At 37.1% G+C, this 24,131-nt stretch carries 20 protein-coding genes; 15 read left to right on the forward strand and 5 right to left on the reverse strand.

Annotated features, from left to right (window positions below; translation table 11 throughout):
* The first annotated feature begins 16 nt into the window (after nucleotides 1–16).
* The 8 genes from rsgA (at nucleotide 17) to LGQ90_RS14910 (ending at nucleotide 6,579) form a co-directional block, all read left to right on the forward strand.
* A complete protein-coding gene (gene rsgA, locus LGQ90_RS14875; RefSeq protein ID WP_229342351.1) occupies nucleotides 17–964 on the forward strand; it encodes a ribosome small subunit-dependent GTPase A in 948 nt (315 codons plus the stop codon).
* Nucleotides 964–1,416, forward strand: coding sequence for a D-aminoacyl-tRNA deacylase (dtd, locus tag LGQ90_RS14880; RefSeq protein ID WP_229342354.1), 453 nt, complete (start codon nucleotides 964–966; stop codon nucleotides 1,414–1,416). The genes rsgA and dtd overlap by 1 nt, the downstream gene beginning before the upstream one ends.
* Complete coding sequence (locus LGQ90_RS14885) at nucleotides 1,416–1,742, forward strand: nucleotide pyrophosphohydrolase (RefSeq protein WP_229342356.1); 327 nt, start codon at nucleotides 1,416–1,418, stop codon at nucleotides 1,740–1,742. Before dtd ends, LGQ90_RS14885 begins: the two co-directional genes overlap by 1 nt.
* Entirely contained in the window at nucleotides 1,742–1,996 is a 255-nt protein-coding gene (locus LGQ90_RS14890; RefSeq protein WP_229342358.1) for a hypothetical protein, read from the forward strand. The genes LGQ90_RS14885 and LGQ90_RS14890 overlap by 1 nt, the downstream gene beginning before the upstream one ends.
* Nucleotides 1,997–2,026: 30 nt before the next feature.
* Entirely contained in the window at nucleotides 2,027–3,244 is a 1,218-nt protein-coding gene (gene aroA / locus LGQ90_RS14895; protein ID WP_229342360.1) for a 3-phosphoshikimate 1-carboxyvinyltransferase, read from the forward strand.
* Between the two features lie 90 nt (nucleotides 3,245–3,334).
* Complete coding sequence (gene queA / locus LGQ90_RS14900; RefSeq protein WP_229342463.1) at nucleotides 3,335–4,384, forward strand: tRNA preQ1(34) S-adenosylmethionine ribosyltransferase-isomerase QueA; 1,050 nt, start codon at nucleotides 3,335–3,337, stop codon at nucleotides 4,382–4,384.
* A gap of 115 nt (nucleotides 4,385–4,499) precedes the next feature.
* Nucleotides 4,500–5,543, forward strand: a complete 1,044-nt coding sequence (gene rlmN, locus LGQ90_RS14905; protein ID WP_229342362.1) for a dual-specificity RNA methyltransferase RlmN — start codon at nucleotides 4,500–4,502, stop codon at nucleotides 5,541–5,543.
* A gap of 58 nt (nucleotides 5,544–5,601) precedes the next feature.
* On the forward strand, nucleotides 5,602–6,579 hold the full coding sequence (locus tag LGQ90_RS14910) for a polyprenyl synthetase family protein (protein WP_229342364.1): 978 nt from the start codon (nucleotides 5,602–5,604) through the stop codon (nucleotides 6,577–6,579).
* A 50-nt stretch (nucleotides 6,580–6,629) separates the two neighbouring features.
* Here LGQ90_RS14910 and LGQ90_RS14915 read toward each other — a convergent pair whose 3' ends face one another.
* The 5 genes from LGQ90_RS14915 to LGQ90_RS14935 all read right to left on the reverse strand — a co-directional run bounded on the left by LGQ90_RS14915 (nucleotide 6,630) and on the right by LGQ90_RS14935 (nucleotide 11,057).
* Nucleotides 6,630–6,875, reverse strand: coding sequence for a hypothetical protein (locus LGQ90_RS14915; RefSeq protein WP_229342366.1), 246 nt, complete (start codon nucleotides 6,873–6,875; stop codon nucleotides 6,630–6,632).
* A 72-nt stretch (nucleotides 6,876–6,947) separates the two neighbouring features.
* Nucleotides 6,948–7,145 carry a hypothetical protein gene (locus LGQ90_RS14920; protein ID WP_341481970.1) on the reverse strand — a complete coding sequence of 66 codons (198 nt, stop codon included), beginning with the start codon at nucleotides 7,143–7,145 and terminating at the stop codon, nucleotides 6,948–6,950.
* A gap of 84 nt (nucleotides 7,146–7,229) precedes the next feature.
* Nucleotides 7,230–8,006 carry a TIGR03915 family putative DNA repair protein gene (locus LGQ90_RS14925; protein ID WP_229342372.1) on the reverse strand — a complete coding sequence of 259 codons (777 nt, stop codon included), beginning with the start codon at nucleotides 8,004–8,006 and terminating at the stop codon, nucleotides 7,230–7,232.
* Nucleotides 8,006–9,265: a putative DNA modification/repair radical SAM protein gene (locus LGQ90_RS14930; RefSeq protein WP_229342375.1), complete on the reverse strand. Its 1,260-nt coding sequence runs from the start codon at nucleotides 9,263–9,265 to the stop codon at nucleotides 8,006–8,008. Before LGQ90_RS14930 ends, LGQ90_RS14925 begins: the two co-directional genes overlap by 1 nt.
* 91 nt (nucleotides 9,266–9,356) lie before the next feature.
* Nucleotides 9,357–11,057 carry a sulfatase family protein gene (locus tag LGQ90_RS14935; RefSeq protein WP_229342378.1) on the reverse strand — a complete coding sequence of 567 codons (1,701 nt, stop codon included), beginning with the start codon at nucleotides 11,055–11,057 and terminating at the stop codon, nucleotides 9,357–9,359.
* A gap of 90 nt (nucleotides 11,058–11,147) precedes the next feature.
* Between LGQ90_RS14935 and LGQ90_RS14940 the strand changes: the two genes are divergently transcribed.
* The 7 genes from LGQ90_RS14940 to LGQ90_RS14970 all read left to right on the forward strand — a co-directional run bounded on the left by LGQ90_RS14940 (nucleotide 11,148) and on the right by LGQ90_RS14970 (nucleotide 24,109).
* The gene (locus tag LGQ90_RS14940; protein ID WP_229342381.1) at nucleotides 11,148–13,886 is read left to right on the forward strand and encodes a helix-turn-helix and ligand-binding sensor domain-containing protein; all 2,739 of its coding nucleotides are present in this window, start codon (nucleotides 11,148–11,150) and stop codon (nucleotides 13,884–13,886) included.
* Nucleotides 13,887–14,114: 228 nt separating this feature from the next.
* Complete coding sequence (locus LGQ90_RS14945) at nucleotides 14,115–17,225, forward strand: SusC/RagA family TonB-linked outer membrane protein (RefSeq protein WP_229342384.1); 3,111 nt, start codon at nucleotides 14,115–14,117, stop codon at nucleotides 17,223–17,225.
* 26 nt (nucleotides 17,226–17,251) lie between these two features.
* Nucleotides 17,252–18,682: a RagB/SusD family nutrient uptake outer membrane protein gene (locus LGQ90_RS14950; protein WP_229342387.1), complete on the forward strand. Its 1,431-nt coding sequence runs from the start codon at nucleotides 17,252–17,254 to the stop codon at nucleotides 18,680–18,682.
* Between the two features lie 4 nt (nucleotides 18,683–18,686).
* Complete coding sequence (locus LGQ90_RS14955; protein WP_229342390.1) at nucleotides 18,687–20,048, forward strand: glucoamylase family protein; 1,362 nt, start codon at nucleotides 18,687–18,689, stop codon at nucleotides 20,046–20,048.
* Between the two features lie 35 nt (nucleotides 20,049–20,083).
* Nucleotides 20,084–21,463 (forward strand): glucoamylase family protein, encoded by a 1,380-nt coding sequence (locus LGQ90_RS14960; protein WP_229342393.1) that lies wholly within the window; start codon nucleotides 20,084–20,086, stop codon nucleotides 21,461–21,463.
* Nucleotides 21,453–22,256 (forward strand): carboxylesterase family protein, encoded by an 804-nt coding sequence (locus LGQ90_RS14965; protein ID WP_229342396.1) that lies wholly within the window; start codon nucleotides 21,453–21,455, stop codon nucleotides 22,254–22,256. Before LGQ90_RS14960 ends, LGQ90_RS14965 begins: the two co-directional genes overlap by 11 nt.
* A 47-nt stretch (nucleotides 22,257–22,303) precedes the next feature.
* Nucleotides 22,304–24,109 carry a family 43 glycosylhydrolase gene (locus LGQ90_RS14970; RefSeq protein ID WP_229342399.1) on the forward strand — a complete coding sequence of 602 codons (1,806 nt, stop codon included), beginning with the start codon at nucleotides 22,304–22,306 and terminating at the stop codon, nucleotides 24,107–24,109.
* Nucleotides 24,110–24,131 lie beyond the last annotated feature (22 nt).

The raw sequence follows: 24,131 nt of genomic DNA on the forward strand, positions 1-24,131 counted from the left end.
GAATAATTTAGTATAGATGCAGGGAACGGTTTATAAATCCACGGGGAGCTGGTATCAGGTCAAATCTGAAAATGGTGAATTTTACGATTGCAGGATCAAAGGAAAATTCAGAATTCAGGGAATCAAAAGCACCAATCCCGTTGCTGTTGGAGATGAGGTTACCTTCGACCTGGAAGAGGGAGTGGAAGAAAATACCGGAGTTATTAAAAAGATCAGGGAGCGGGAGAATTACATTATTCGCAAGTCGGTTAATCTTTCAAAGCAGACGCATATTATCGCTTCAAATATAGATCAGGTATTTCTGCTTATTACGTTAAATAACCCACCAACTTTAACCACTTTTATAGATCGTTTCCTGGTTACTGCTGAAGCTTATGCTATATCAGCGGTGTTGCTTTTTAATAAAGTAGACACTTATTCCATAGAAGAACTTGCTGAAGTAAAATATTTGGCAGAATTGTATAGAGGTGCGGGTTATGAATGTATTGGTATTTCAGCTAAAAATGGCAAGAATGTAGATAAGGTCAAGGATAAAATGACCGGAAAGACCAGTATGATCTCGGGACATAGCGGAACGGGAAAGTCAACTTTAATCAATGCCATAGAACCAAGCTTAGCTCTTAAAACCTCGGAAATCTCTAAACAACACAGCCAGGGTCAGCACACCACTACATTTGCTGAAATGTTTGACCTTAGTTTTGATGCCAGGATTATTGATACTCCCGGTATCAAAGGTTTTGGAGTGGTAGATATGGATCGTGAAGAGATAGGTGATTATTTCCCGGAATTTTTTGAAAGAAAACAGGATTGTAAATTTCATAATTGTCTGCACTTAGAAGAACCAAAATGTGCTATAAAAGATGCTTTGGAAGCGGGGGAGATCGCCTGGTCCAGATATAAAAGTTACCTGCAAATTATGGAAGGCGAAGAGGATAATTACAGAATAGACCAATATCAAAAATAATGAAGGCAGTAATTCAAAGAGTTTCCGAAGCCTCTGTAACCGTAGATCATAAAGTTTGTGCAGTAATATATCAGGGCTTATTAATTTTTCTGGGAATTGAAGAAGAAGATAATGAGGAGGATATTGACTGGTTGTGCAGAAAGATCGTAAACATGAGGATTTTTAATGATGAACAGGATGTTATGAATGATTCTTTAAAAAGTGTGGATGGAGATACTATTATCGTAAGTCAGTTCACCTTACATGCCAGTACAAAAAAAGGAAACAGACCCAGTTATATAAAAGCAGCCAAGCCGGAAATTGCAGAGCCACTATATTTAGATTTTATTTCCAAATTTGAACAGGAACTTGGTAAAAGTGTAGGTTCAGGGGTTTTTGGCGGAGACATGAAAGTTTCGCTGCTTAACGATGGACCGGTAACAATTATAATAGATTCTAAAAATAAGAATTAATGGAAATTCAGAACGCGCAGAAAGCGGTAGATAATTGGATCAAAGAAAACGGAGTTCGTTATTTTAACGAATTAACCAATATGGCCCAGCTTACTGAAGAAGTAGGCGAAGTGGCCCGCATTATTGCACGCCGCTACGGTGAGCAAAGTGAAAAGGAGTCTGATAAGAATAAAGATCTTGGGGAGGAATTAGCAGACGTGGTTTTTGTAGTGCTCTGTCTTGCAAATCAAACCGGAATTGATCTTCAGGAAGCATTTGACAGGAAATTGGATATCAAGACAAAAAGAGATAAAGACAGACATAAGAATAACGAAAAGCTGAAATAATGAAATTTAAATCAATTATTTCAACAAGAGCTTTTTGGAAATCAGTTTTTTGGCTGGGTCTTTCTTTTCTAGTATTATACAATGTAATTACCATTTTCTTTGAATACGGTGAGTTTGACTTTGTAAGGTTTTTTGAGGAAAGGACCGGTGATGGTAAGTTGATAAGATTTGTCATTGGTCAGCTACTGGCGGCTTTTATGTATGGATTTATTTTAGCCTTCGGACAGTTTCGTGGAAAAGAAAAGAAAAATTAAATTGCATATTTCATTCTAGCATTTTCGAAAATGACCCTATCCCTTCAACACTCCAGTAAAAATCTAATTGCAGATCTACAGATCACAGGCTCTAAAAGTGAATCTAACAGACTGCTCATTCTTCAGGCTCTATATCCAAATATTCAAATTGAAAATCTTTCCAATAGTGATGATACTGTAGTTTTAAAGAAGGCTCTGGATCAATCCTCGGGAGTGATAGATATTCATCATGCCGGCACCGCCATGCGTTTTTTAACCGCCTATTTCGCTTCCAAAGAAGGTTGTGAAGTTGAGATTACCGGTAGTAAACGAATGAAGGAGCGTCCTATAAGACTTTTAGTGGATGCTCTTCAAAGAATGGGTGCTGATATACAATATAAGAATGAAATAGGATATCCTCCACTCCTAATAAAAGGAAAGAAACTTCATGTAGATTCGGTAAAGCTGCAAGCAAACGTTAGCAGTCAGTATGTATCGGCTCTAATGCTTATTGGAGCATCACTTCCGAAAGGGCTGGAAATTATTCTTGAAGGACAAATAACATCCACACCATATATATTAATGACGCTGGAAATACTTCAGCACGCAGGGATAAAAGGAGATTTTAAAGATGATCGTATCTTTATTCATCCGGTAAAAAATATAGCAGCTTCAACTATTGCAGTTGAGTCTGACTGGAGTTCAGCTTCCTATTTTTATAGTATAGCTGCCATTTCTGAAACCGCTGAAATAAAACTCTCGAATTACAGAAAGAGCAGTAGACAGGGAGATTCCTGCCTGGCAAAGATTTATAAACATTTTGGAGTTCAGACTGAATTTCAGGGAAATAGTATTATCCTTAAAAAGCAAAAAGCAACTACTTCTATTAGAGTTTGTGAAGATCTAAGAGATGCTCCTGATATTGCACAAACTATTGCGGTTACCTGTCTCGCGCGGAGACTGGAATGCAAATTAGAAGGACTGCATACTTTAAAGATCAAAGAAACCGACAGGCTACAGGCTTTAAAGAATGAGATGGAAAAATTTGGAGCTGAGGTGAAGACCACAAAAGATAGTTTGCATCTTCTGCCATGTAAAAACCTTAAGGCAAATGTGCAAATAGAAACTTATAACGATCATCGTATGGCCATGGCTTTTGCTCCGCTGGCACAAAAAGTTCCAGTCACAATAATAGATGCCGAGGTGGTATCTAAATCTTATCCCGATTTTTGGGAAGACCTTAAAAAATTACAGTTTTTGGTACAATAAATTATTTTATTTCCAAATAAACACTCATTTACTTGACAACCCCTACCTTGAGATTGTATATTTGCGGCTTTTAAAACAGCAACTATGGGAATGAAACTTTCGAATTTCAATTTTGAACTGCCACCAGAACTTTTGGCTGAATATCCATCTGAAAATCGCGACGAAGCGAGACTGATGGTGCTTAACCGAAAAGAGCAGACGATTGAACATAAAAAATTTAAAGATTTAATTGATTATTTTGAGCCGCAAGATGTGATGGTTCTTAATAACACGAAAGTTTTTCCTGCCAGATTATACGGAAATAAAGAAAAAACAGGCGCCAGAATTGAAGTCTTTTTGTTAAGAGAGTTGAATCCTGAAACAAAATTATGGGATGTCCTGGTAGATCCTGCAAGAAAAATTAGAATTGGAAATAAACTTTACTTTGGGGAAGATGAAAGTCTTGTGGCTGAAGTTATAGATAATACTACTTCCAGAGGAAGAACCTTGAGATTCCTGTACGACGGATCTTACAGTGATTTTAGAAAGAAACTTAAAGAACTGGGGCAAACTCCACTTCCAAAGTATATTAAAAGGGAGGTAGAGGCTTCAGATGAGGAAAGATATCAAACGATCTACGCTAAAAATGAAGGAGCTGTTGCGGCACCAACTGCGGGTCTGCATTTTTCAAAGCATTTATTGAAACGATTGGAGATCAAGGGTGTTGATTTTGCTGAAGTAACTCTTCATGTTGGTTTGGGTACATTTAGCCCGGTTGAGGTGGAAGACCTTTCAAAACATAAAATGGATAGCGAAGAAGCATTTATTACCAAGGATGCAACCGAGGTGATAAATAACGCCAAAACTGAAAGACGTAAAGTTTGTGCTGTGGGAACCACCGTGATGAGAGTACTGGAAAGCGCTGTTTCATCAGATCAGACTTTGAATGAATTTGGTGGGTGGACCAATAAATTTATTTTTCCTCCATATGATTTCAATATCGCGAATTGTATGGTCACGAACTTCCATACTCCAAAATCTACTCTTTTAATGATGGTTTCTGCATTTGCGGGACATGATTTTATGAAGAAGGCTTATGAGGAGGCTGTGAAAGAGAAATACAGATTCTACACCTATGGTGATGCGATGCTGATCTTATAGTCGGAATTTAAGATAATTAAAGGCCATAAATCGAAATCCGGTTTATGGCCTTTTTTGTAAGCTATTGATATTTAAAAGACTGAAGCATTCAGTTTTAACTTCGTAATTTAGCAGCGTGAAAGAAAAAAAGAAGGACATACGGGCACTTACTAAGGAACAACTTCAGAAATTCTTCGTTTCTGAAGGAGATAAGTCTTTCCGCGGAAGCCAGGTTTACGAATGGTTGTGGAATAAAGCGGCTCATTCTTTTGATGATATGACCAATATCTCGAAAGAAACGCGACAAATGCTGAAGGATAATTTCGTGATCAATCATATCCGGGTAGACCGGATGCAGCGAAGTAGTGATGGCACTATTAAGAATGCGGTGAAACTTCATGATAGCCTTACTGTTGAATCTGTCTTAATTCCTACGAAATCGAGAACTACCGCCTGTGTCTCTTCCCAGGTTGGTTGCAGCCTGGATTGTCAGTTTTGCGCTACGGCTAAGCTTAAAAGAATGCGTAACCTTAATCCTGATGAGATCTACGATCAGGTGGTTGCGATAGATAATGAAAGTCGTTTATATTTTGATCGTCCACTTTCAAATATCGTATTTATGGGAATGGGTGAGCCTTTGATGAATTATAATAATGTAATGAAGGCTGTCGAGAAAATAACTTCACCAGAAGGACTGGGAATGTCTCCTAAGCGAATTACCATTTCAACTTCTGGAGTGCCTAAAATGATCAAAAAGCTGGCCGATGATGAAGCCAAGATCAAACTTGCCGTGTCCCTGCATTCTGCACGAAATGAAGTGAGAACGCAGATTATGCCTTTCAATGAAACTTTTCCACTAGAAGATCTTCGCGAAGCTTTAGAATACTGGTATTCTAAAACTAAGAGCAGGATCACCTATGAATATATAGTATGGAAGGATATTAATGATACCCGGGAAGATGCTCAGGCTTTAGTAAGATTCTGTAAATATGTGCCCTGCAAGGTGAACCTTATCGAGTACAATCCTATCGATGACGGGAATTTTCAACAAGCCGCTTCAGAAGCAACCAATATGTATCAGGATATGCTGGAGAGAAATGGTATAACTGTTACTGTAAGGCGTTCACGAGGAAAGGATATTGATGCAGCCTGCGGTCAATTAGCAAATAAATCAGCTTAAATTCCTAAGCTTTCTATAAGCTTTTCCTTCGGTTTAAATATGTATATTTACGGCCTTTATGAAGGTTATTTCCCAAATAAAACTTCCTGTGGAGAAAGAAATGGAACTTTTTGAGAAAAAGTTCTTCGAATCCATGTCTTCCAAAGTTGCGCTTCTAAATCGTATTACTCATTTTATCGTAAACCGTAAAGGGAAGCAAATGCGGCCCATGTTTGTTTTTCTGGTGGCCAAAATGGTCTCAGATGGCAGTGTAAATGAAAGAACCTATCGTGGGGCTTCAGTTATTGAACTTATTCATACTGCAACCCTTGTTCACGATGATGTGGTAGACGATTCTAATCGGCGAAGAGGGTTTTTTAGTATAAATGCCTTATGGAAGAATAAGATCGCAGTATTGGTGGGAGATTATCTTTTATCTAAAGGTCTTTTACTATCTATAGATAATAATGATTTTGATCTTTTGAAGATCATATCGGTTGCGGTTAAAGAAATGAGTGAAGGAGAACTTCTTCAAATTGAAAAAGCCAGAAGACTGGACATTACCGAAACTATTTATTATGATATTATCAGGCAAAAGACTGCCACTTTAATTGCTGCCTGTTGTAGTCTGGGAGCGGCTTCGGTAAAGCCTGAAAGTAATGAGATCGCTAAAATGAGACGATTTGGTGAGTTGATTGGAATGGCGTTCCAAATTAAAGATGATCTATTTGATTATGGAACTCAGAAAATAGGCAAACCTACCGGGATAGATATCAAAGAGCAAAAAATGACGCTGCCTTTGATCTATGTGCTGAATATTGTTTCAAAAAAAGAAAAAGACTGGGTGATCAATTCGGTTAAAAATCATAATAAGGATAGAAAAAGGGTACGGGAAGTCATTGATTTTGTTAAGGATAAAGGCGGGCTGGATTATGCGGTTAAACGAATGAAGGAGTTTCAGCGAGAAGCCTTATTAATTCTGGAAGATTATCCAGATTCAGTATATAAAGAAAGTCTGGTACTCATGGTGAATTACGTTATTGAAAGAAAGAAATAAAAAAAGCGAAGAGAAATCTTCGCTTTTTTTATAGGTTATCTGCTTTATAATTAAGCAGCATCATTAGTAGCCTCTTCGCTATTTACATCATCGGTCTCGTGAATTTCTTCATCGATTTCCTCTTCAACTTTTTCAGCTCCTTTTTTAATTTTTTCACCAGCTTCTTTTGCCCCTGCCTCGATGTCTTCACCTATCGCCTCGGCAGCTTCTTCAGTTTTTTCCTGTGTAGTTTCACGACAGGAGTAGATTGAAAGGCTGAAAATAGCAGCCATAATTAAAATCCCTAATTTTTTCATTTCTATACATTTTGGGTTAATTAAAAAAAGCCATTCAGAGAATGGCTTTAATTGTATTAAGAAAGAAGATGATTACATATCATCATCTGCGTTCATATCGTCAGTTCCTTCTACTTCTTCTTCCATTTCATTACCTGCATTCTCAGCAGCGTTTTCTACTTCTTGTCCAGCTTCTTCAGTAGACTCCTCGATGTCGTTACCCATTTCTTCTACGGCATCTTCGGTTTTTTCTTCAGTAGTTTCTCTACAAGAGTAGATTGAAAGAGACATTGTTGCAACAGCAAATAGTAAGAATAATTTTTTCATTGTTAAAATGTTTAATTAGTTGAAGAAACAAAGTTAAACAAATTTTAATTATGCAAAAGGACTCTTTTCACTTAAATATTTCCAATATCGTTTTGGAACGTGTTGCACGTGAAGACGCATGTTTACTCGGCTTTTGATATTTGTAGAGTCGAAATATTCCTTCCATAGTTTCTGAAAATAGATTTCTCCAGCCTCAAAATATTCTGAATTTCCTCCAGAAACTCCTATATCTTTAGGTAAATCTATCGAAATATATTCCGTTTTTGAAAGATCATAGTAAACTCCATATTTCCTTTTCACATCATAAATTAACCATTTTTGATCTGCATACCTGCTTTTGAAATGTGGAGTAATAATAGGAAGTACATTAAAATCGGGTTCAATAATAGCAAAATAAATATTATCCTTTGTAAGCCTAAATCTTACAAAGGCCTCCATGCGATGTTTTTCTCTTCCTACCTGTTTTGCAGTTTTAGAAACATCTAAAACTACAGGATGCGAATAATCCAATTCTGCTTTCTCGGGCATAGAGAAGATATATCTTATCATTTCATATAATCTAAACTCTATACCTGGTTTTTCACTAAGAAAAGCGAATTTTATTCGCCTTAATCCTTGAATACTCATTTTTGTTTTTAAAGCTTTTAAAACTCTCTGTGCCTTAAGGTCTTCAGTTATAATAGTTTCAGTTTTACTAAATAACTGGTTCTGATTTTCGCCGGCCGGAATAATTTCTACCACTAGTAATTTCTGCTCATAGGCATTGAAAACACAGGTTAGAAAACCCTCAAAACTGCCATCATAATTTAAAACCCTTTTGGTCATTAAAATAGGCTTAGTTGATTGCTGAGATCTTTTCTAAATTTACTTTGTGAATTTTGTAAAATAATAGATTTCAAATTTTCACTGGATAGATCACGTAATTCTTTCTCACGAGAATCGCAGGTCACAAAATATTTGGCACGATTAAAAGCAATCCCTATTTTTTTGAGATGCTCCCAGTTAAGTTTACGAAATTTCCTTGCATTGATGATCTTATTAACCGATTTGAGTCCGACGCCAGGAATTCTTAATAATAGCTGTTTGTCCACCTTATTAATATCCACCGGGAAAAGTTGTCTGTTTCGCAATGCCCAACTTAATTTTGGGTCTATTTCCATGTCCAAATATTGAAAATCATTGTTCAGTAACTCTCGAATATCAAATCCATAAAAGCGCATTAGCCAGTCGGTTTGATATAACCTGTTTTCTCGAAGCATGGGTACCTGGGTATTAAGAGCAGGAAGCCGGGGGTCATTACTAATAGGAACATATCCTGAATAATAAACCCGCTTCATATTATAGTTCTTATAGAAGAAAGCAGAAGAGTACATGATATCGCGATCACTTTCTCCCGTAGCACCCACTATCATCTGGGTACTTTGCCCGGCAGGAGCATATTTAGGAGTGCTTTTTATAAGTTTTGATTCCTCCTTATATTGTATGATTTCGTTTTTCACCTTTTTCATAGGTTTTATGAAATCTTCATGATTCTTTTCTGGTGCGAGTAATTTTAAACCTGATTTGGTTGGGATCTCAATATTCACACTTAACCTGTCTGCATATAATCCTGCTTCCCGCATGAGTTCGTCACTGGCTCCTGGAATACTTTTAAGATGTATATATCCATTAAAATATTCTTCTTTCCGCAGTTTTTTAGCTACCTGTATCAACCTTTCCATGGTATGATCTGGACTTTTAAAAATTCCGGAACTAAGAAATAAGCCTTCTATATAGTTACGCCTATAAAAATTGATAGTAAGATCTACAACTTCCTGAACTTTGAATGCGGCGCGTTTAATGTCATTACTTCTTCTGGTAACGCAATAGGCACAGTCGAATATACAGTGATTGGTAAGTAGAATTTTTAAAAGGGAAACACATCGGCCATCCTGAGTATAGGAGTGACAAATACCCATCCCCGAAGAATCTCCTAAGCCTTTAGAGGTATTTTTTCTTTTGCTACCGCTACTGGAACAGGAAACATCATATTTGGCAGCATCAGCCAGAATGCCAAGTTTTTCTTTTATACGATCGAAATCCATAAAATTGGAATTTTTCCAAAAATAGGAAAAATTCCAATTTATCTTAATTTTTTAAATGAAAAGAATTAACTCAATCCTTTAGAAAAATAACCTAATTGATTTCATTAGACTTCTTTTTGGGGTAGGTTTCTGGATCTTCACCGGCAAGACGCGCAAAATTTCTATAGGCCTGTTCTACTTTCTCTTTTGGAGTTGTTTTAAATTCTTCTTCGGTGACTTCATATTTATCCTGAAGCGATTTTAATTCTTCATGAAGATTTTCTTGTATTTCTGCATAAGCTGGATCATTATATAAATTGTTCTCTTCCTTCGGATCCTTTTTCAGGTCGTATAATTCCCAGGTATCAATATCATCATAGAAATGAATTAACTTATAGCGCTCTGTTCTCACTCCATAGTGACGCTTTACCATATGAAATGCAGGGAAGTCATAATAATGGTAATAAACCGCATCTCTGAAATTTTCTTCTTTATTATTTCCTGTTAATAATGGGCGAAGAGATTTACCCTGCATAGACTCCGGGATTTCAGCTCCGGCAAAATCTAAGAAAGTAGGGGCGAAATCCAGGTTTTGAGTAAGTGCATCTATAGTAGTCCCTTTTTTTATGGCTTTAGGATATTGTATTAATAATGGCATTGCAAGAGACTCTTCATACATGAATCTTTTATCAAAAAAGCCTTTTTCTCCTAAATAGAATCCCTGGTCTGTGGTATAAACGATAATAGTATTTTCAGTAAGGCCCTTCTCTTCGAGATAATCAAGAATTTTTCCTACCCCTTCATCAACTGCTTTAACCGTCCCCATATAGTCTCTTAAATAACGCTGACCCTTCCATTCTGCTAATTCCTTACCGCTTAGGTTAGCGTCGTGAAAAGCATCATTCTTAGGTCTGTAAGCATCATCCCAGGCTTTTCTTTGTTCCCTGGTCATCCTATTAAAATCTGAAGTCCATGGATTGTGCCTGAGAGAATCACTTCCTTTTGAAACAGTCATTTTCAGGTCGTGACCTTCATACATATCTTCATATATAGTTTGAAGTTGTTCTTGGGCAGCAATTTGATTTTCATGTTTAGAGAAATACGTATCTGGTAATGGGAATTGTACAGAATCGTATGTATTTATATGCCTAATTGGCGGCATCCAATTACGATGAGGAGCCTTATGGTGAACCATTAGAAAAAAGGGCTCGTTTTTATTTCTTTTTGTTTCCATCCAATCGATACCCATATCGGTTATAATATCTGTAGTGTAACCATTAACAATAGTGGTATCGTTTTGATGAATAAATTCCGGATTGTAATAATTACCCTGGTCATTTAGTACGTTCCAGTAATCAAATCCCTGGGGTTTACCATGTAAATGCCATTTCCCAACAATGGCAGTTTGATAACCTGCTCCTTTGAGGAACTTTGGTAAAGTTGGTTGCGAGCCATCAAAGACTTCCCCGTTCATTCTAAAGCCATTAATATGGCTAAATTTTCCTGTAAGTATTACTGCCCGACTGGGGCCACAAATTGAATTTGTACAGAAATTATTTAAAAATTTTGCTCCATTATTTGCGATCCGGTCAATATTAGGAGTAGGTGCTTTTTGACTTACCGGATGTCCATACGCGCTTATAGCCTGTGATGCATGATCATCAGTCATTATAAAGACAATATTCGGTTTTATAGGTTCTGATTGTTCTTTTGTGGTGTCCTTATCTTTTTTGTCGTTACAACTGCCAAAAAGAAAAGGTAGAATCAAAATGACTAGAGAAATATACTTTCTCAAAAAAGAAGAGCTTTGCATAAAATTTAAATTTGAATGGAATTTACGAAAGTTTTCGTTTAAAATTATTACTTTTCACCTGCTCAATGACTGCACAAACCTATCTACAGGATGAAAAAACCTCTTCCTAAATGCCTGATATTATTGATGTTTCTTGTAAACTATACTTATTCGCAAGAACTTGTACCACCCATACAAAATTATTCACCTGCTGAATATTCTGCAGCAAGTCAAAATTGGGATATAGCTTTAGACGAAAGAGGTGTAGTATATACAGCCAATAACCAGGGACTGCTAGTTTTTGACGGTTTAAGCTGGGAACTATTTTCCTTAGAGAGTCAATCAATTATTAGGTCTGTGTATCCTTATAAGGGAAAGATCTTTACAGGCTCCTATAAAGAATTCGGTTATTGGGAACCTCAGGAAGATGGATGCATGGCCTATACTTCACTAACTTCTTTAATGTCTGAGTTCAACATGCAAAGTGATGAATTCTGGGAGATAATATCTTTTGAAGAAGCTATTTTTTTCAGGTCTTTTGGTGCCGTTTACAAATATGAGAACAATAAAATATCTAAAGTTCAGAATATTGTTTCCAGTGCATTAGGGATTTTTCAGGATAAATTAATTATGACACCCCGCAAAAATAAAGTGGTTTATCTCGAAAATAATGAAATTAATCCCTTGGAAGGAAATCAGGAGCTTATAAGTGATATAAATATTATAGACATTGATACTAAAGGAGATACTTTATACCTAGGAGGTAAAGAGTCTTTGTATATATATGCAAACAAAAAATTCTCTCCTTTTTGGGATGAAAGATTAAATAGGATTCTGGAAAAATCGGAATTAAATCACATTATTTCTGTTTCTAAAGACAAGATCATTCTAGGTACTATTAAGAACGGAATCATTAGTTATAATATTAAAACCCGTCAAATTCATGTCTTTAACAGGAGATCTGGTTTACAGAATAATACGGTGTTAGGAATGACCTATGATAAAGGCAGGTTATGGCTAGCTTTAGATAAGGGTGTGGATATGATAGATCTAAGTGCACCAATCATATTTTATACAGACAATACAGGTGAATTAGGAGCAGTTTATGATATTCAGAAATATAATGAAAAATACTATCTGGCCAGCAATACCGGGGTATACAGTTTCAATGATGGAGAATTAAATTTAATTGAGAACACTGAAGATCATACCTGGAATTTATCGGTTATAGACGACGTTCTATTTGCAAACCACAATACAGGTATTTATAAAATTGTGGATGATGAATTCATTTCAATTGAGTCAAGGACCGGGAGCTTTAATATTGAGAAAATTGCTGATGACCCCGATAAATTATTGATAGCAAGTTATACTGGGATAAGTCTATACGACAGGAGTAAGGATAGTATAAAGGAACTGGATTCAATAAATTTCCCAGTGAAAAATATAATCCTCGAGGATAGCTACACTATATGGGCAGCTCATCCTTATGAAGGGATATATAAGATCACTCATGATAAGTTCAATGTTTCTAAAGTTCAAAAGGTTCCTGGTCTTGGGGGGGTAGCAAATTTTAATCCCAAGATCTACGAATTAAATAAGCAGATAATTATTTATGTAAATGATAAATGGTTCAAATACAATCCTTTCAAGGAAGATTTTGAAAATTTCAATGAACTTAATTCATATACAAATTCCAGGTTGATTTTTCAGGACGGTGTGGAATATGTTTTTGCCAATTCTAAAGAGGGGTCGATTACTATCACCGATTTGAAAGATAATAATCTTCGGGTTTCTTCTCAGAAACTAAATAACAGACTGGTGAGGTCTAATGAAAACCTTATCAAAGAAAATGATTCGATTTTTTATATCACACTTAATGACGGTTTTGCGAGATTAAATCTCAATAGACTAAAAGCGGAAGATAAAGATCAGTGGATTAGTAAGCCTTTTATAAAAGAATTTGCAGACGAATTACAGCGTTACTCGCTTTCGGGATCTCCGGTTATTCCCTATAAAAACTCGCGAAATATAATTGTAAAAGCGGGTATGCCTGTTTCTGAAGCTACAGAATTAAGATATAGTCTTGTTGGAGATGAAGTTTTAAAAGGCTCTTTTATTGATGGCGTGATTACTTTCCAAAATCTTAATTATGGTGATTATGAACTCCAGTTAAGTGCATCGGGCACCAACAATGATGAAACTTCAACAGAAAAATTCTTCTTTAAGATAGCCCCTCCCTGGTATTTTTCGGCATGGATGAAGACTATTTATATTCTATTCTTTCTAGGCGTTATTTTATTTTTTTATTGGTTGAATCAGCAAAAACTTAAAAAACATCAGTTACAGCTGGAAGAAAAATTTGAGAAAGAACATGCTGAGAGATTAAATAGAATTGAAAAAGAACGTCTGGTAAATGAGATTGATCTAAAAAGGAAGGAATTGGCCAACACCACCATGATGGCTGCAAAAAAGAATGAAGTTCTAATGGAAATACAGGGTGAACTTAATAAAGACAAAAGTAAGTTCTCAAATCAGTTTCGATTAAAGCATATTATGAATAAGATCAATAATGCGGTTAAAAGTAAAGATGAATGGAAAGTCTTTGAAACGAACTTTACAGAAGTCCATGAAGACTTTTTCAAGGATGTATTAGATAGTTACCCGAAACTTACCAGCAAAGATCTAAAACTTTGCTCATACCTAAAGATGAATTTAAGTTCCAAAGAAATAGCGCCGTTAATGGGAATTTCAGTTAGGGGAGTAGAAGTTCACAGGTATAGATTAAGAAAGAAAATGAACTTGGAAAGCGATGTGAATTTGACAAAATTTTTAATAAAGAATTTCTAAATTATTAATAATATCACTGTAAAATTTTTAATTCATACTACTACATTAGTACATCACTTATAAAAAATTTCGTTAAAACTATACTTCATTAATTAAACAAAGACTTGATATACAGGGTTTTATTTGCTAAATTAGTCTGATGTAGTAGTTATGTACTACAACGTTTGCGTAAAGAATGCATTACGGCGTATCTTTCTAATACAAATTAAGCAAAAACACCCAACGAGTATGAAATTAAAATTATTCTTTGCTTGCATTATCTTTTTAGTCTTTTCAGGATTATCGCACGCACAACAAACCAAAACCATTAGTGGTATCATAACAGATGCTAATCAGGTTCCATTACCGGGAGCAGAAGTTAAAGTTGACGGTAAGGAGATTTATGATGTAACTGATTTCGACGGAAATTTCACTTTAGAAAATGTTGAAGTTGGGGATGTCTTTAGAGTAACTTTCCTTGGATTCGCTCCACAGGAAGTAGAAGTCACTGAAAATTCAAATTATTCAGTAGTCCTTCAGGAAGATGCCGGCCAGCTTGATGAGGTGGTCGTTGTAGGATACGGTAGTCAGAGCCGTGCTGATATTACCGGTGCGATTGCATCTGTAAAATCTGAAGATATTGTAAAGCAACCTGCTTTAAATGCCGCTCAGGCTGTTCAGGGTAAAGTTGCCGGGGTAAATATCATCGCTAATGATGCACCTGGATCTACTCCAACAGTGTTGGTTAGGGGACTTGGAACAGCAGAAGGGGGTAGAGACCCTTTTTATGTTGTAGATGGACAACCGGTTCAGGATATCCAGAATATCAGTCCAAATGATATTGAGTCTATAGAATTCTTGAAAGGTGCTTCTTATGCCAACATCTATGGTATTAGAGCTGCAAATGGAGTTATCTTAATTACGACCAAGAGGGGTAAAGGAAAACCAACTTTCAGTTTTGATACATATTATGGTATTCGTACTGTTCAAAATCAGGTGGAAATGGCCAATGGATCGCAATACATAGATTACTTTAATGAAGAGAGTGCTGCATCTGGAGGTTATCAACTTCAGCAAAATCAGCCTTTTGAAACAGACTGGTACGATGAATTGTTACAAACAGGAACAATTAGCAATAACAGTTTTTCAGTTTCTGGTGCAGGAGAAAATATAGATTACTTCTTAAGTTATAACTTTTATGATGAAGAAGGTATTCTGGAAGAAAATAATTATAGCCGAGGTACCATCAGAAATAATAATACTTTCCATTTATTTGATGACAGGTTCAGAATTATACAAAACCTGAATATTAGTTATACGAATGAGTCTCCAAAGCCATTTGGGTCATTTAGTAACGCTTACAGGCAGTCTCCATTAGTACCAGTTTTTTATCCAAATGGAAGATTCGGGCAGTCATATGTGAATCAAACCACAGGAATTGTAAATTATATAGGTGGAGAGGGTGAATCTATTGGTAGGTTGAATCCTCATGGAAACCCGGTTTCTGATGTTTTCTTTGCCGATGAAGATATAAATACTACTACACTTCAGGGACAAATTACGGCAGAATTAGATCTAACCGATTATTTGACATTCACTACCAGATTTGGTGCTACGCAGTTTTACTATAAAAGGTATGCATATACTCCAACCAGAGAACGTTGGTTAAATGCAGATCCAAGAAGAACATTAGAACAATTTCAGCAGGGTAGAGTTGATGCAGATGGGGATGGTTCAATTTCTACGGAATTCGCAAATAATTCTTATACGGTAAGAGATGAGAATTACTTCCGATGGAATATAGAAGGATTCCTGACTTTTGAAAAAACATTTGGAAAGCATAACCTGGATGCCACGGTAGGTATTAGCCGTGAAAATTTTGGAGGAAGAGAATTTCTTGAAGGTCAGGCTTACGATGTATTTGAAGAAAGACGATTTAGAGAAATTAGTAGAAGAACAGCTAATTTCTTTGACAATACAGTTACCCAGGAATTTAATCAGTCTACGAACCTGCAATCTTATTTTGCCAGAGCAGAATATAATTTTGACAAGAAATATTATTTAAGAGCAGTTGTAAGACGTGATGGTTCAAGTAACTTCATTACCGGGGATAATTATTTTGCGACCTTCCCAGCATTCAGTGTTGGTTGGACGGTTACAAATGAAGAATTCTTAAATGATAGTGAGGTATTGAATTATTTCAAAATATTCGCAGGATGGGGAGAAATAGGAAATGCTAACGTACCAATTAATATTCAGCAGGTTAACTCAGGTGACGGAAGTAGAAATACGAACTATGTATTTGGGCCTACACAGTCATTAATATTAGGTGCAGCTTTTGGAAGCCCGGTAGAAACTCTGGAATGGGAAACTACTCAGGAATGGGAAGTTGGATTTGATTATGGATTATTCGACAGAAAATTAACCGGTACAGCCGCGTATTATCAAAGAACGAATACCAATGCGATAATTCAGGTTACTCCTCTTCTAAACTCAGCCGCAGAAGGTAATTTCCTCGCACAGGCCGCTGAAGTGGTTAATGAAGGTTTTGAATTCCTTGCTAATTGGAGTGATGACATTAACGATGACTTTAGTTATAACATTGGGGTGAATTTTTCTACCAATGAGAATACGGTTCAAAATGTTCGAGAGGCTTTTGATGGACAAACTGGTGGTAGCTTAGGAAATGGACAGATCACCAAAAGACTTAAAGATGGAGAACCATTGTTTGCCTGGTGGATGTACGAGGCAGATGGTGTTTGGCAGACTCAGCAGGAAATAGATAATAATCCTGCTGTTGGAAATGCGGCTCCAGGACATCTTCGCTATGTAGATCAAAATGATGATGGAGTAATTGATGACAGGGATAAGAAATATTTTGGTTCTTACATTCCTACCTATAATTATGGGGTAAGATTTGGTGTAAACTATAAAAATATTGATCTAAGTGTTGATGGTTATGGTGTAGGAGGAAATAAAGTATATAATGGACTTAAGAATACAAGATTAGGAGGGGAGAATGTTACTTTAGAGACCTTCAATAACCGATGGACAGGTCCAGGTTCTACGAATTCAGCACCGGGAGCAGACAGGGATGCCATTGCTTCTTCCTATTATCTGGAAGACGGAGATTTTTTCCGAATAAATAATATGACCGTGGGATATACTTTAGAGGATATCTCTTTGGTAAAGAGAGCCAGAATCTATTTCACGTTGCAGAATCCATTTATGTTCACCGATTATTCAGGTTTTACTCCTGAATTAAATCAAAATGGAAATCCTAAGCAAACAACGGGTATAGAACTATCTGCTTATCCAACAACTCGTTCTTTCTTGCTAGGAGCGAATCTTCAACTGTAATTATTAAAAGATAAAACATTAAGGATATGAAACTAAAAAATATAATTCATTTACTCCTGTTTTCACTCATCATCATTTCTTGTGATGAAGAGTTTGTAGAAGAGGTAGAGATCGTAGATCCTACTGCTGAAGAAAGAGGAGAATTCAATGTGCCTGTAGATTTCGTAAACGGAGTCTATGGTAGACATACAGATTTTGCCTATGCATTTGCTTACCTGGGAATTACTGAAATTATTTCAGATAATGCAGATAAAGGTAGTGCCCCAACAGACACGGGAACAGATAAACATCTTTTAGATGGTTTAACCCATACTACATCCACTCCTTCTATACAGAATATGTGGACACAATGGTATAAAACAATTGGAAGAGCAACTCTCTCTATAGAATTTACTGAAGAGTATTATGCGGAAAATCCAGATCCTGAAAATTTAGAGAGTAGACTTATAGGAGAAGCGAAATTTTTAAGAGCACTTAACTATTTCTGGTTGGTAAGATCTTTTGGACCTATACCTTTGCAACACGTGAGTCTTGTTGAAAGAGCTCCGGTAGAAGAGATTTACTCTTATATAGAACAGGATCTTAATGATGCTATAAGTTTATTACCGGCTAAAAGCGAATATGCTCCTTCAGATTTAGGAAGGGCGACTAGTGGAGCTGCACAGGCTTTACTAGCCAAAGTTTATCTATATCAGGAAGAATGGCAGGCAGCAGCAGATGCAGCTAATAGCGTGATCACTTCAGGTGAATATGGACTGGAAGATGACTATGCGACTCTTTGGAGAGAATCTACAGAAAATGGAATCGAATCAATCTTTGAATTACAGGGAAGAGGTGAAATTCCTGCGCACGGAATTCAACAATATTCATCAACACAAGGTGCACGTGGACCTAGCGGTTGGGGTTGGGGATTCAATACTCCAACTGAAGATCTTGTAAATGCTTTTGATTCAGAAGAAGATGAAATTAGAAAAAATGCAACGATCGTTTTCGCCGGGGAGACCCTTTGGGATGGAAGAGAAGTAGATCCTGCTGTAGAGAATCCAAGATATAATGAAAAAGCATATTCAAGCGCAAATGCAGGAGCTGGAGATGGTGATAAGAATATCAGGGTGCTTAGATATGCTGAAATTCTTTTAATTTATGCTGAAGCTCTTAATGAACTGGGACAAACAGCCACAGCTGAAGATTTCTTAAATATGGTACGTGAACGTGTAGAGCTTGAGCCAAAGACCGGATTAAGTCAGGAAGAATTAAGACAGGCTATTTGGAAAGAACGTCGTCTGGAACTTGCTTTTGAACACGATCGTTGGTTTGATCTTATAAGAACAGGACAGGCTGCAGAAGAAATGATAGAACATGGTAAGCCTTTTCAAACTGGCAGACATGAGCTATTCCCGATCCCTAACGATCAATTGATTCAAACTCCTGAGATGGAGCAGAATCCAGGATGGTAATTTCATGATAAAACAGCTCAGAACATTAAGTACAATATTGTTTTTTTTAGCTACAATAGGTTGCAGTAATGATTCGGGTACCGAGGTGGTGCCCGAATCACCTGATCCAGTTACAGAGGAAGAAACAGAAGAAGAGGAACCTGAAGAGGTTCCTTCTCTTTCTGATGAAGAACTTCTGGAGCTGGTGCAGGAACAAACCTTTAAGTATTTCTGGGAATTTGCAGAACCTGTTAGCGGGATGGCCAGAGAAAGATCACAGGATAATGCTTATGGCGGTCAATCGCCAAATCTGGTTACTACCGGAGGTACTGGTTTTGGTCTTGCTTCATTTCCTACCGCAGTGGAACGTGGCTGGATAACACGGGATGATGCATTAGCGAGATTGGACAAAATTCTTAGCTTCTTAGAAAGTGTCCCCACCTATCACGGTGCTTATTCACACTGGTATTTGGGAAGTACGGCACAAACAAGACCATTTAGTGATCTTGATGATGGTGGAGATTTAGTGGAAACAGCATTTCTTATGCAGGGTTTAATGATTTGTCGCGAATACTTTAGTGAAGAGCAAGTAGCCTCCAGGATCAACCAAATCTGGGAAGATGTAGAATGGGACTGGTACACCCAGGGTGAAAATACCCTTTACTGGCACTGGTCTCCAAATAACGATTTTCAAATAGGTCTTGAGATTAAAGGCTGGAATGAAGCATTAATAGTATATGTACTCGCAGCTTCGTCCCCCACGCATAGTATTTCCAAAGAAGTTTATACGAATGGCTGGGCATCAAATGGAAATATTAGAACCGGCAGATCTCATTATGGCATAAATATGCCTTTAGGACCATCTTATGGCGGGCCATTATTTTTCAGTCATTATTCATTTATAGGTTTGGATCCAAGAAATCTTCAGGATGAATATGCCAGTTACTGGGAGCAGAATACAGCACATTCTCTGATAAATTATGAATATTGCGTTGACAATCCTTTAAATTATGAAGGATATGGTCCGAATTCATGGGGCTTGACGGCTTCAGATAGTAGAGCAGGATATGCGGCTCATAGCCCTACCAATGATCTGGGAGTAATAACCCCTACTGCCGCATTATCCTCTTTTCCTTATACTCCTGAAAAGTCCATGGCTGCAATGCGCTATTTTTATGAAGAGCAGGGTGATAATTTATGGGGAGATATGGGGTTTTACGATGCTTTTTCTGAAGAATATAACTGGTATGCTGATGGCTATCTCGCCATAGACCAGGGTCTGATAGTAGCCATGATTGAAAATTACCGAACTCAATTACCATGGAATCTATTCATGGCTAATCCCGAAGTTAAAAGCGGATTGGAAAAATTAGGGTTCTCGTATTAGATTTTAAGAAATTTTACATAATAACACTAACCCAAATGCTTAATAGATCTTTACTAATATTAATTATTGGAGTTTTTCTAATTGCTGGTTGCAAGAATGATCAGAATAAATCTGAAAAATCCCAGGAAAATGAAATTTCAACTGATGAAGAATTATCAGATGAAGCTTTACTGGATACAGTTCAAAAACAAACTTTAAAATATTTCTGGGATTATGCTGAACCCAATAGCGGAATGGCCAGGGAAAGATATCATCCCGATGGTGAGTATCCTAAGAATGATGCCCATGTGGTTACAACTGGTGGTTCAGGTTTTGGACTAATGGGAATAGTTGCCGGAATGGAAAGAGGTTTTATTCCTCGAGATTCTGCCGTAGCCAGACTTAATAAAATTGCCGATTTCCTTGATGCTGCACCCAGATTTCACGGGGCGTGGTCCCACTGGTTGAATGGAGAAACCGGGGACGTTCAGGCCTTTGGAGAAAAAGATAACGGTGGTGATATTGTGGAAACTTCATTTCTAGCTCAGGGTTTTATCGTGGTTAGAGAATACCTTCAAAATGGTTCCGAGGAAGAAAAGGCCGTGGCTAAGAAATACGATGAGTTATGGAAAGGGATAGAATGGAACTGGTATACCAACAATAAAGACGGTATATACTGGCATTGGTCCCCGGTGTATGAATGGGAAATGGACTTTATGATTGAAGGTTATAATGAATGTCTTATCACTTACGTGATGGCCGCTTCTTCTCCAGATCATGCGATAGACCCAAGAGTGTATCATGATGGATGGGCTCGTAGCGGGAATATCACTACAGATGTAGAGGCATATGGATACCCGTTAATACTAAAACATAACACACGCGGAGATATGGGTGGCCCTCTATTCTGGGCACATTACTCTTATTTAGGATTAAATCCGAAAGGCCTTTCCGATAAGTATGCCAATTATTGGGATCTAAACGTAAACCATACGTTGATTAATTATGAATACTGCCAGGAAAATCCTAATAACTTTGAGACCTATGGTCCTAATTCCTGGGGTTTAACGGCTAGTTACACTCGTAAGGAGGACGATGGTATTGGATATACGGCACATTCACCAGACACAGATAAAGGAGTGGTTTCTCCAACAGCAGCTATAAGCTCAATTCCCTATACTCCGGAAAAGTCAATGGCTGCAATGAGATACTTTTTTAACGAACAGAATGAATTGCTTTGGGGACCGGCAGGATTTTATGATGCATATAGTCTTGAGGGTAAACCCTGGGCAGCAAAAAAATACCTGGCAATAGACCAGGGGCCTATGCTTGTAATGATAGAAAATTATCGTTCAGGATTGATCTGGGATTTATTTATGGGTGCCCCGGAAGTACAAAATGGATTAAAAAACTTAGGATTTGAATATGAAAAATAGACTGAAGTATTTACTAATAATGTTTGGCTCGATTCTTCTAATGTTACCTCTTACACTGGAGGCTCAGTCCAAAGAAGATTTTAAAAGAGAACATTTTATTTTAGATGAGGATACGCTTAATTACAGGATTTTATATCCGAAGGATTTTTCTATAGAAAAGCAATATCCGGTAGTATTGGTTTTGCATGGCGCGGGAGAAAGAGGAAATAACAATGAAGCTCAATTAGTGCACGGAAGTGATCTTTTTTTGATGGAAAAGAACAGGGAAGAATTCCCTGCAATTGTAATATTTCCACAGGCCCCTAAAGATGACTATTGGGCTAAAGTTGAAGTGAAAAGGGATACGATACCATTTCAATTTGATTTTAAAAATAAGCAAGAACCTACGAAATCCTTAAAAATGGTGATGGAACTCATGGATTCTATTGTAGAGAAAGATTTCGTCATTAAAGAAAAAGTGTATGTAGGTGGTCTCTCCATGGGTGGTATGGGTACGTATGAGATTCTTTATAAAAAACCTGAAATGTTCGCTGCAGCATTTGCAATTTGTGGTGGAGCTAATACTGAAATTGCTGAAGGCTATCCAAAAGGTTTTAATATCTGGATATTTCATGGCGAAAATGATGATGTAGTGCCTCCAAGATTCTCAAAATCGATGGCACGTGCTATTAATCATCATGGCGGCAACGCAAAATTATCTTTATATCCTGAAGACAACCATAATAGTTGGGATTCAGCTTTTTCAGAACCTTATTTCTTGCCCTGGTTATTTTCTCAGAATCGAACTGAATAGTGCACGATAAAGAATCTGGCAATTATTAATATTTAAGATGATAGGAGATGAGAGTTTTTAAAAGTATACTTACAATAACAGCTTTATTATGTGGCGTTCTCACGTATGCGCAGGAAGTAGTTCCGGAAACCTATATCAATCCTTTGGATATTGATTATACCTATATGGTTTATAATTCCAGTAAGAATATTTCTTATCGTTCTGGAGCAGATCCTGCCGTGATCGAATTCCGTGGCGAATATTTTATGTTTGTCACACGTTCTTTTGGTTACTGGCATTCTAAAGATCTTATCAATTGGGAATTTATAAAACCCGAAAAATGGTATTTTGAGGGTTCCAATGCCCCCACTGCTTTTAATTATAAAGATTCACTGGTGTATTTTGCTGGCGATCCTGCCGGCTATGGAAGTATACTTTATACCGATAACCCGAAAAGTGGAAAATGGACACCAACCGCATCAATCTCTAACAATATTCAGGATTCGGAATTATTCATTGATGATGACGGGAAAACATACTTATACTGGGGTTCGTCCAATGTTCATCCTCTTAAAGTTAAAATGCTGAATAAAGATGATCGTTTTCTTGAAACCGGAGTTGAAAAAGAACTTATTAACCTGGTAGAAGAAGAACACGGCTGGGAACGCTTTGGGGAGAATAATTTTCATCCTACTTTAAAGGAAGGTTATATGGAAGGTGCCTCGATGACAAAACACAATGGCAAATACTATTTGCAGTATGCTGCACCCGGTACCCAGTTTAATGTGTATGCCGATGCTGCTTATATTGGCGAGACCCCGCTTGGTCCGTTTAAATACATGAAAAATAATCCTTATAGTTTTAAACCTGGAGGTTTTACCAATGGTGCCGGCCACGGGATTACCATGAAACAAACAAATGGCCAATACTGGCATTTTGCTACCATGGCCCTGGCATCCAATTCACATTGGGAACGTCGTCTGGCTATGTTTCCTACTTATTTTGATGAAGAAGGATTAATGTATACAAACACCAGCTATGGAGACTATCCATTATTTGCACCGAGTCATCCAACAAAGGCAGGACAGCATAGTGGCTTGATGTTACTCTCTTATAAAGGAAAAACAAGTGTTTCTTCTTCGCAGATGCAGGTTAGAAAAAGTACTTCTACAGATGGCGATTTTGATATTACCGAAATGCCTTTAGAAAAGAATAGTTCAGGTGAAATTATCTCGAAGGTTTTAACTGATGAAAGTCCGAAATCATTCTGGGTAGCTGAAGCCAATGATGATAAGCAATGGGTAGAGATCGAAATGCTTTCTCCCGGAAATATTTATGCTTTTCAATTGAATTTCCATGATCAGGAGTCGGGCATTTACACCCGAACCGAAGGTTTACGACACCGATTTACCCTGGAGGTTTCTCAGGATGGTAAGAACTGGAAAACGGTAGTAGACCGAAGTAAAAGTTTTAAAGATGCACCCAATGCCTACCTCAGGCTTAATCAACCTGTAAGCAGTAAATATGTTCGCTATAATAATATTGAAGTCCCCGGGAATAATCTTGCATTATCTGAAATCAGGGTATTTGGTAAAGGTTTGGGTAAAAAGCCTGCTGAGGTTAAAGACTTCGAAGTATCCCGAGAGGAAGATAGAAGAAATGCCTCATTTAAGTGGAAGCCGGTAAAAGATGCGCAGGGTTACAATATCCGATGGGGCATAACACCAGATAAATTATACCAAGCCTGGTTGATTTATGATGTAAATGAACATTTTATGCGCAACCTGGATCGTGATACAAAATATTATTTCAGTATTGAGGCATTTAATGAAAATGGAATCTCAGGAAGATCTGAGATTCTGGAAATAAAATAAAAAACCAATTACCAATTTTAAA

The sequence above is a fragment of the Christiangramia sediminis genome (genome assembly GCF_020552705.1).
GTDB lineage: Bacteria > Bacteroidota > Bacteroidia > Flavobacteriales > Flavobacteriaceae > Christiangramia > Christiangramia sediminis.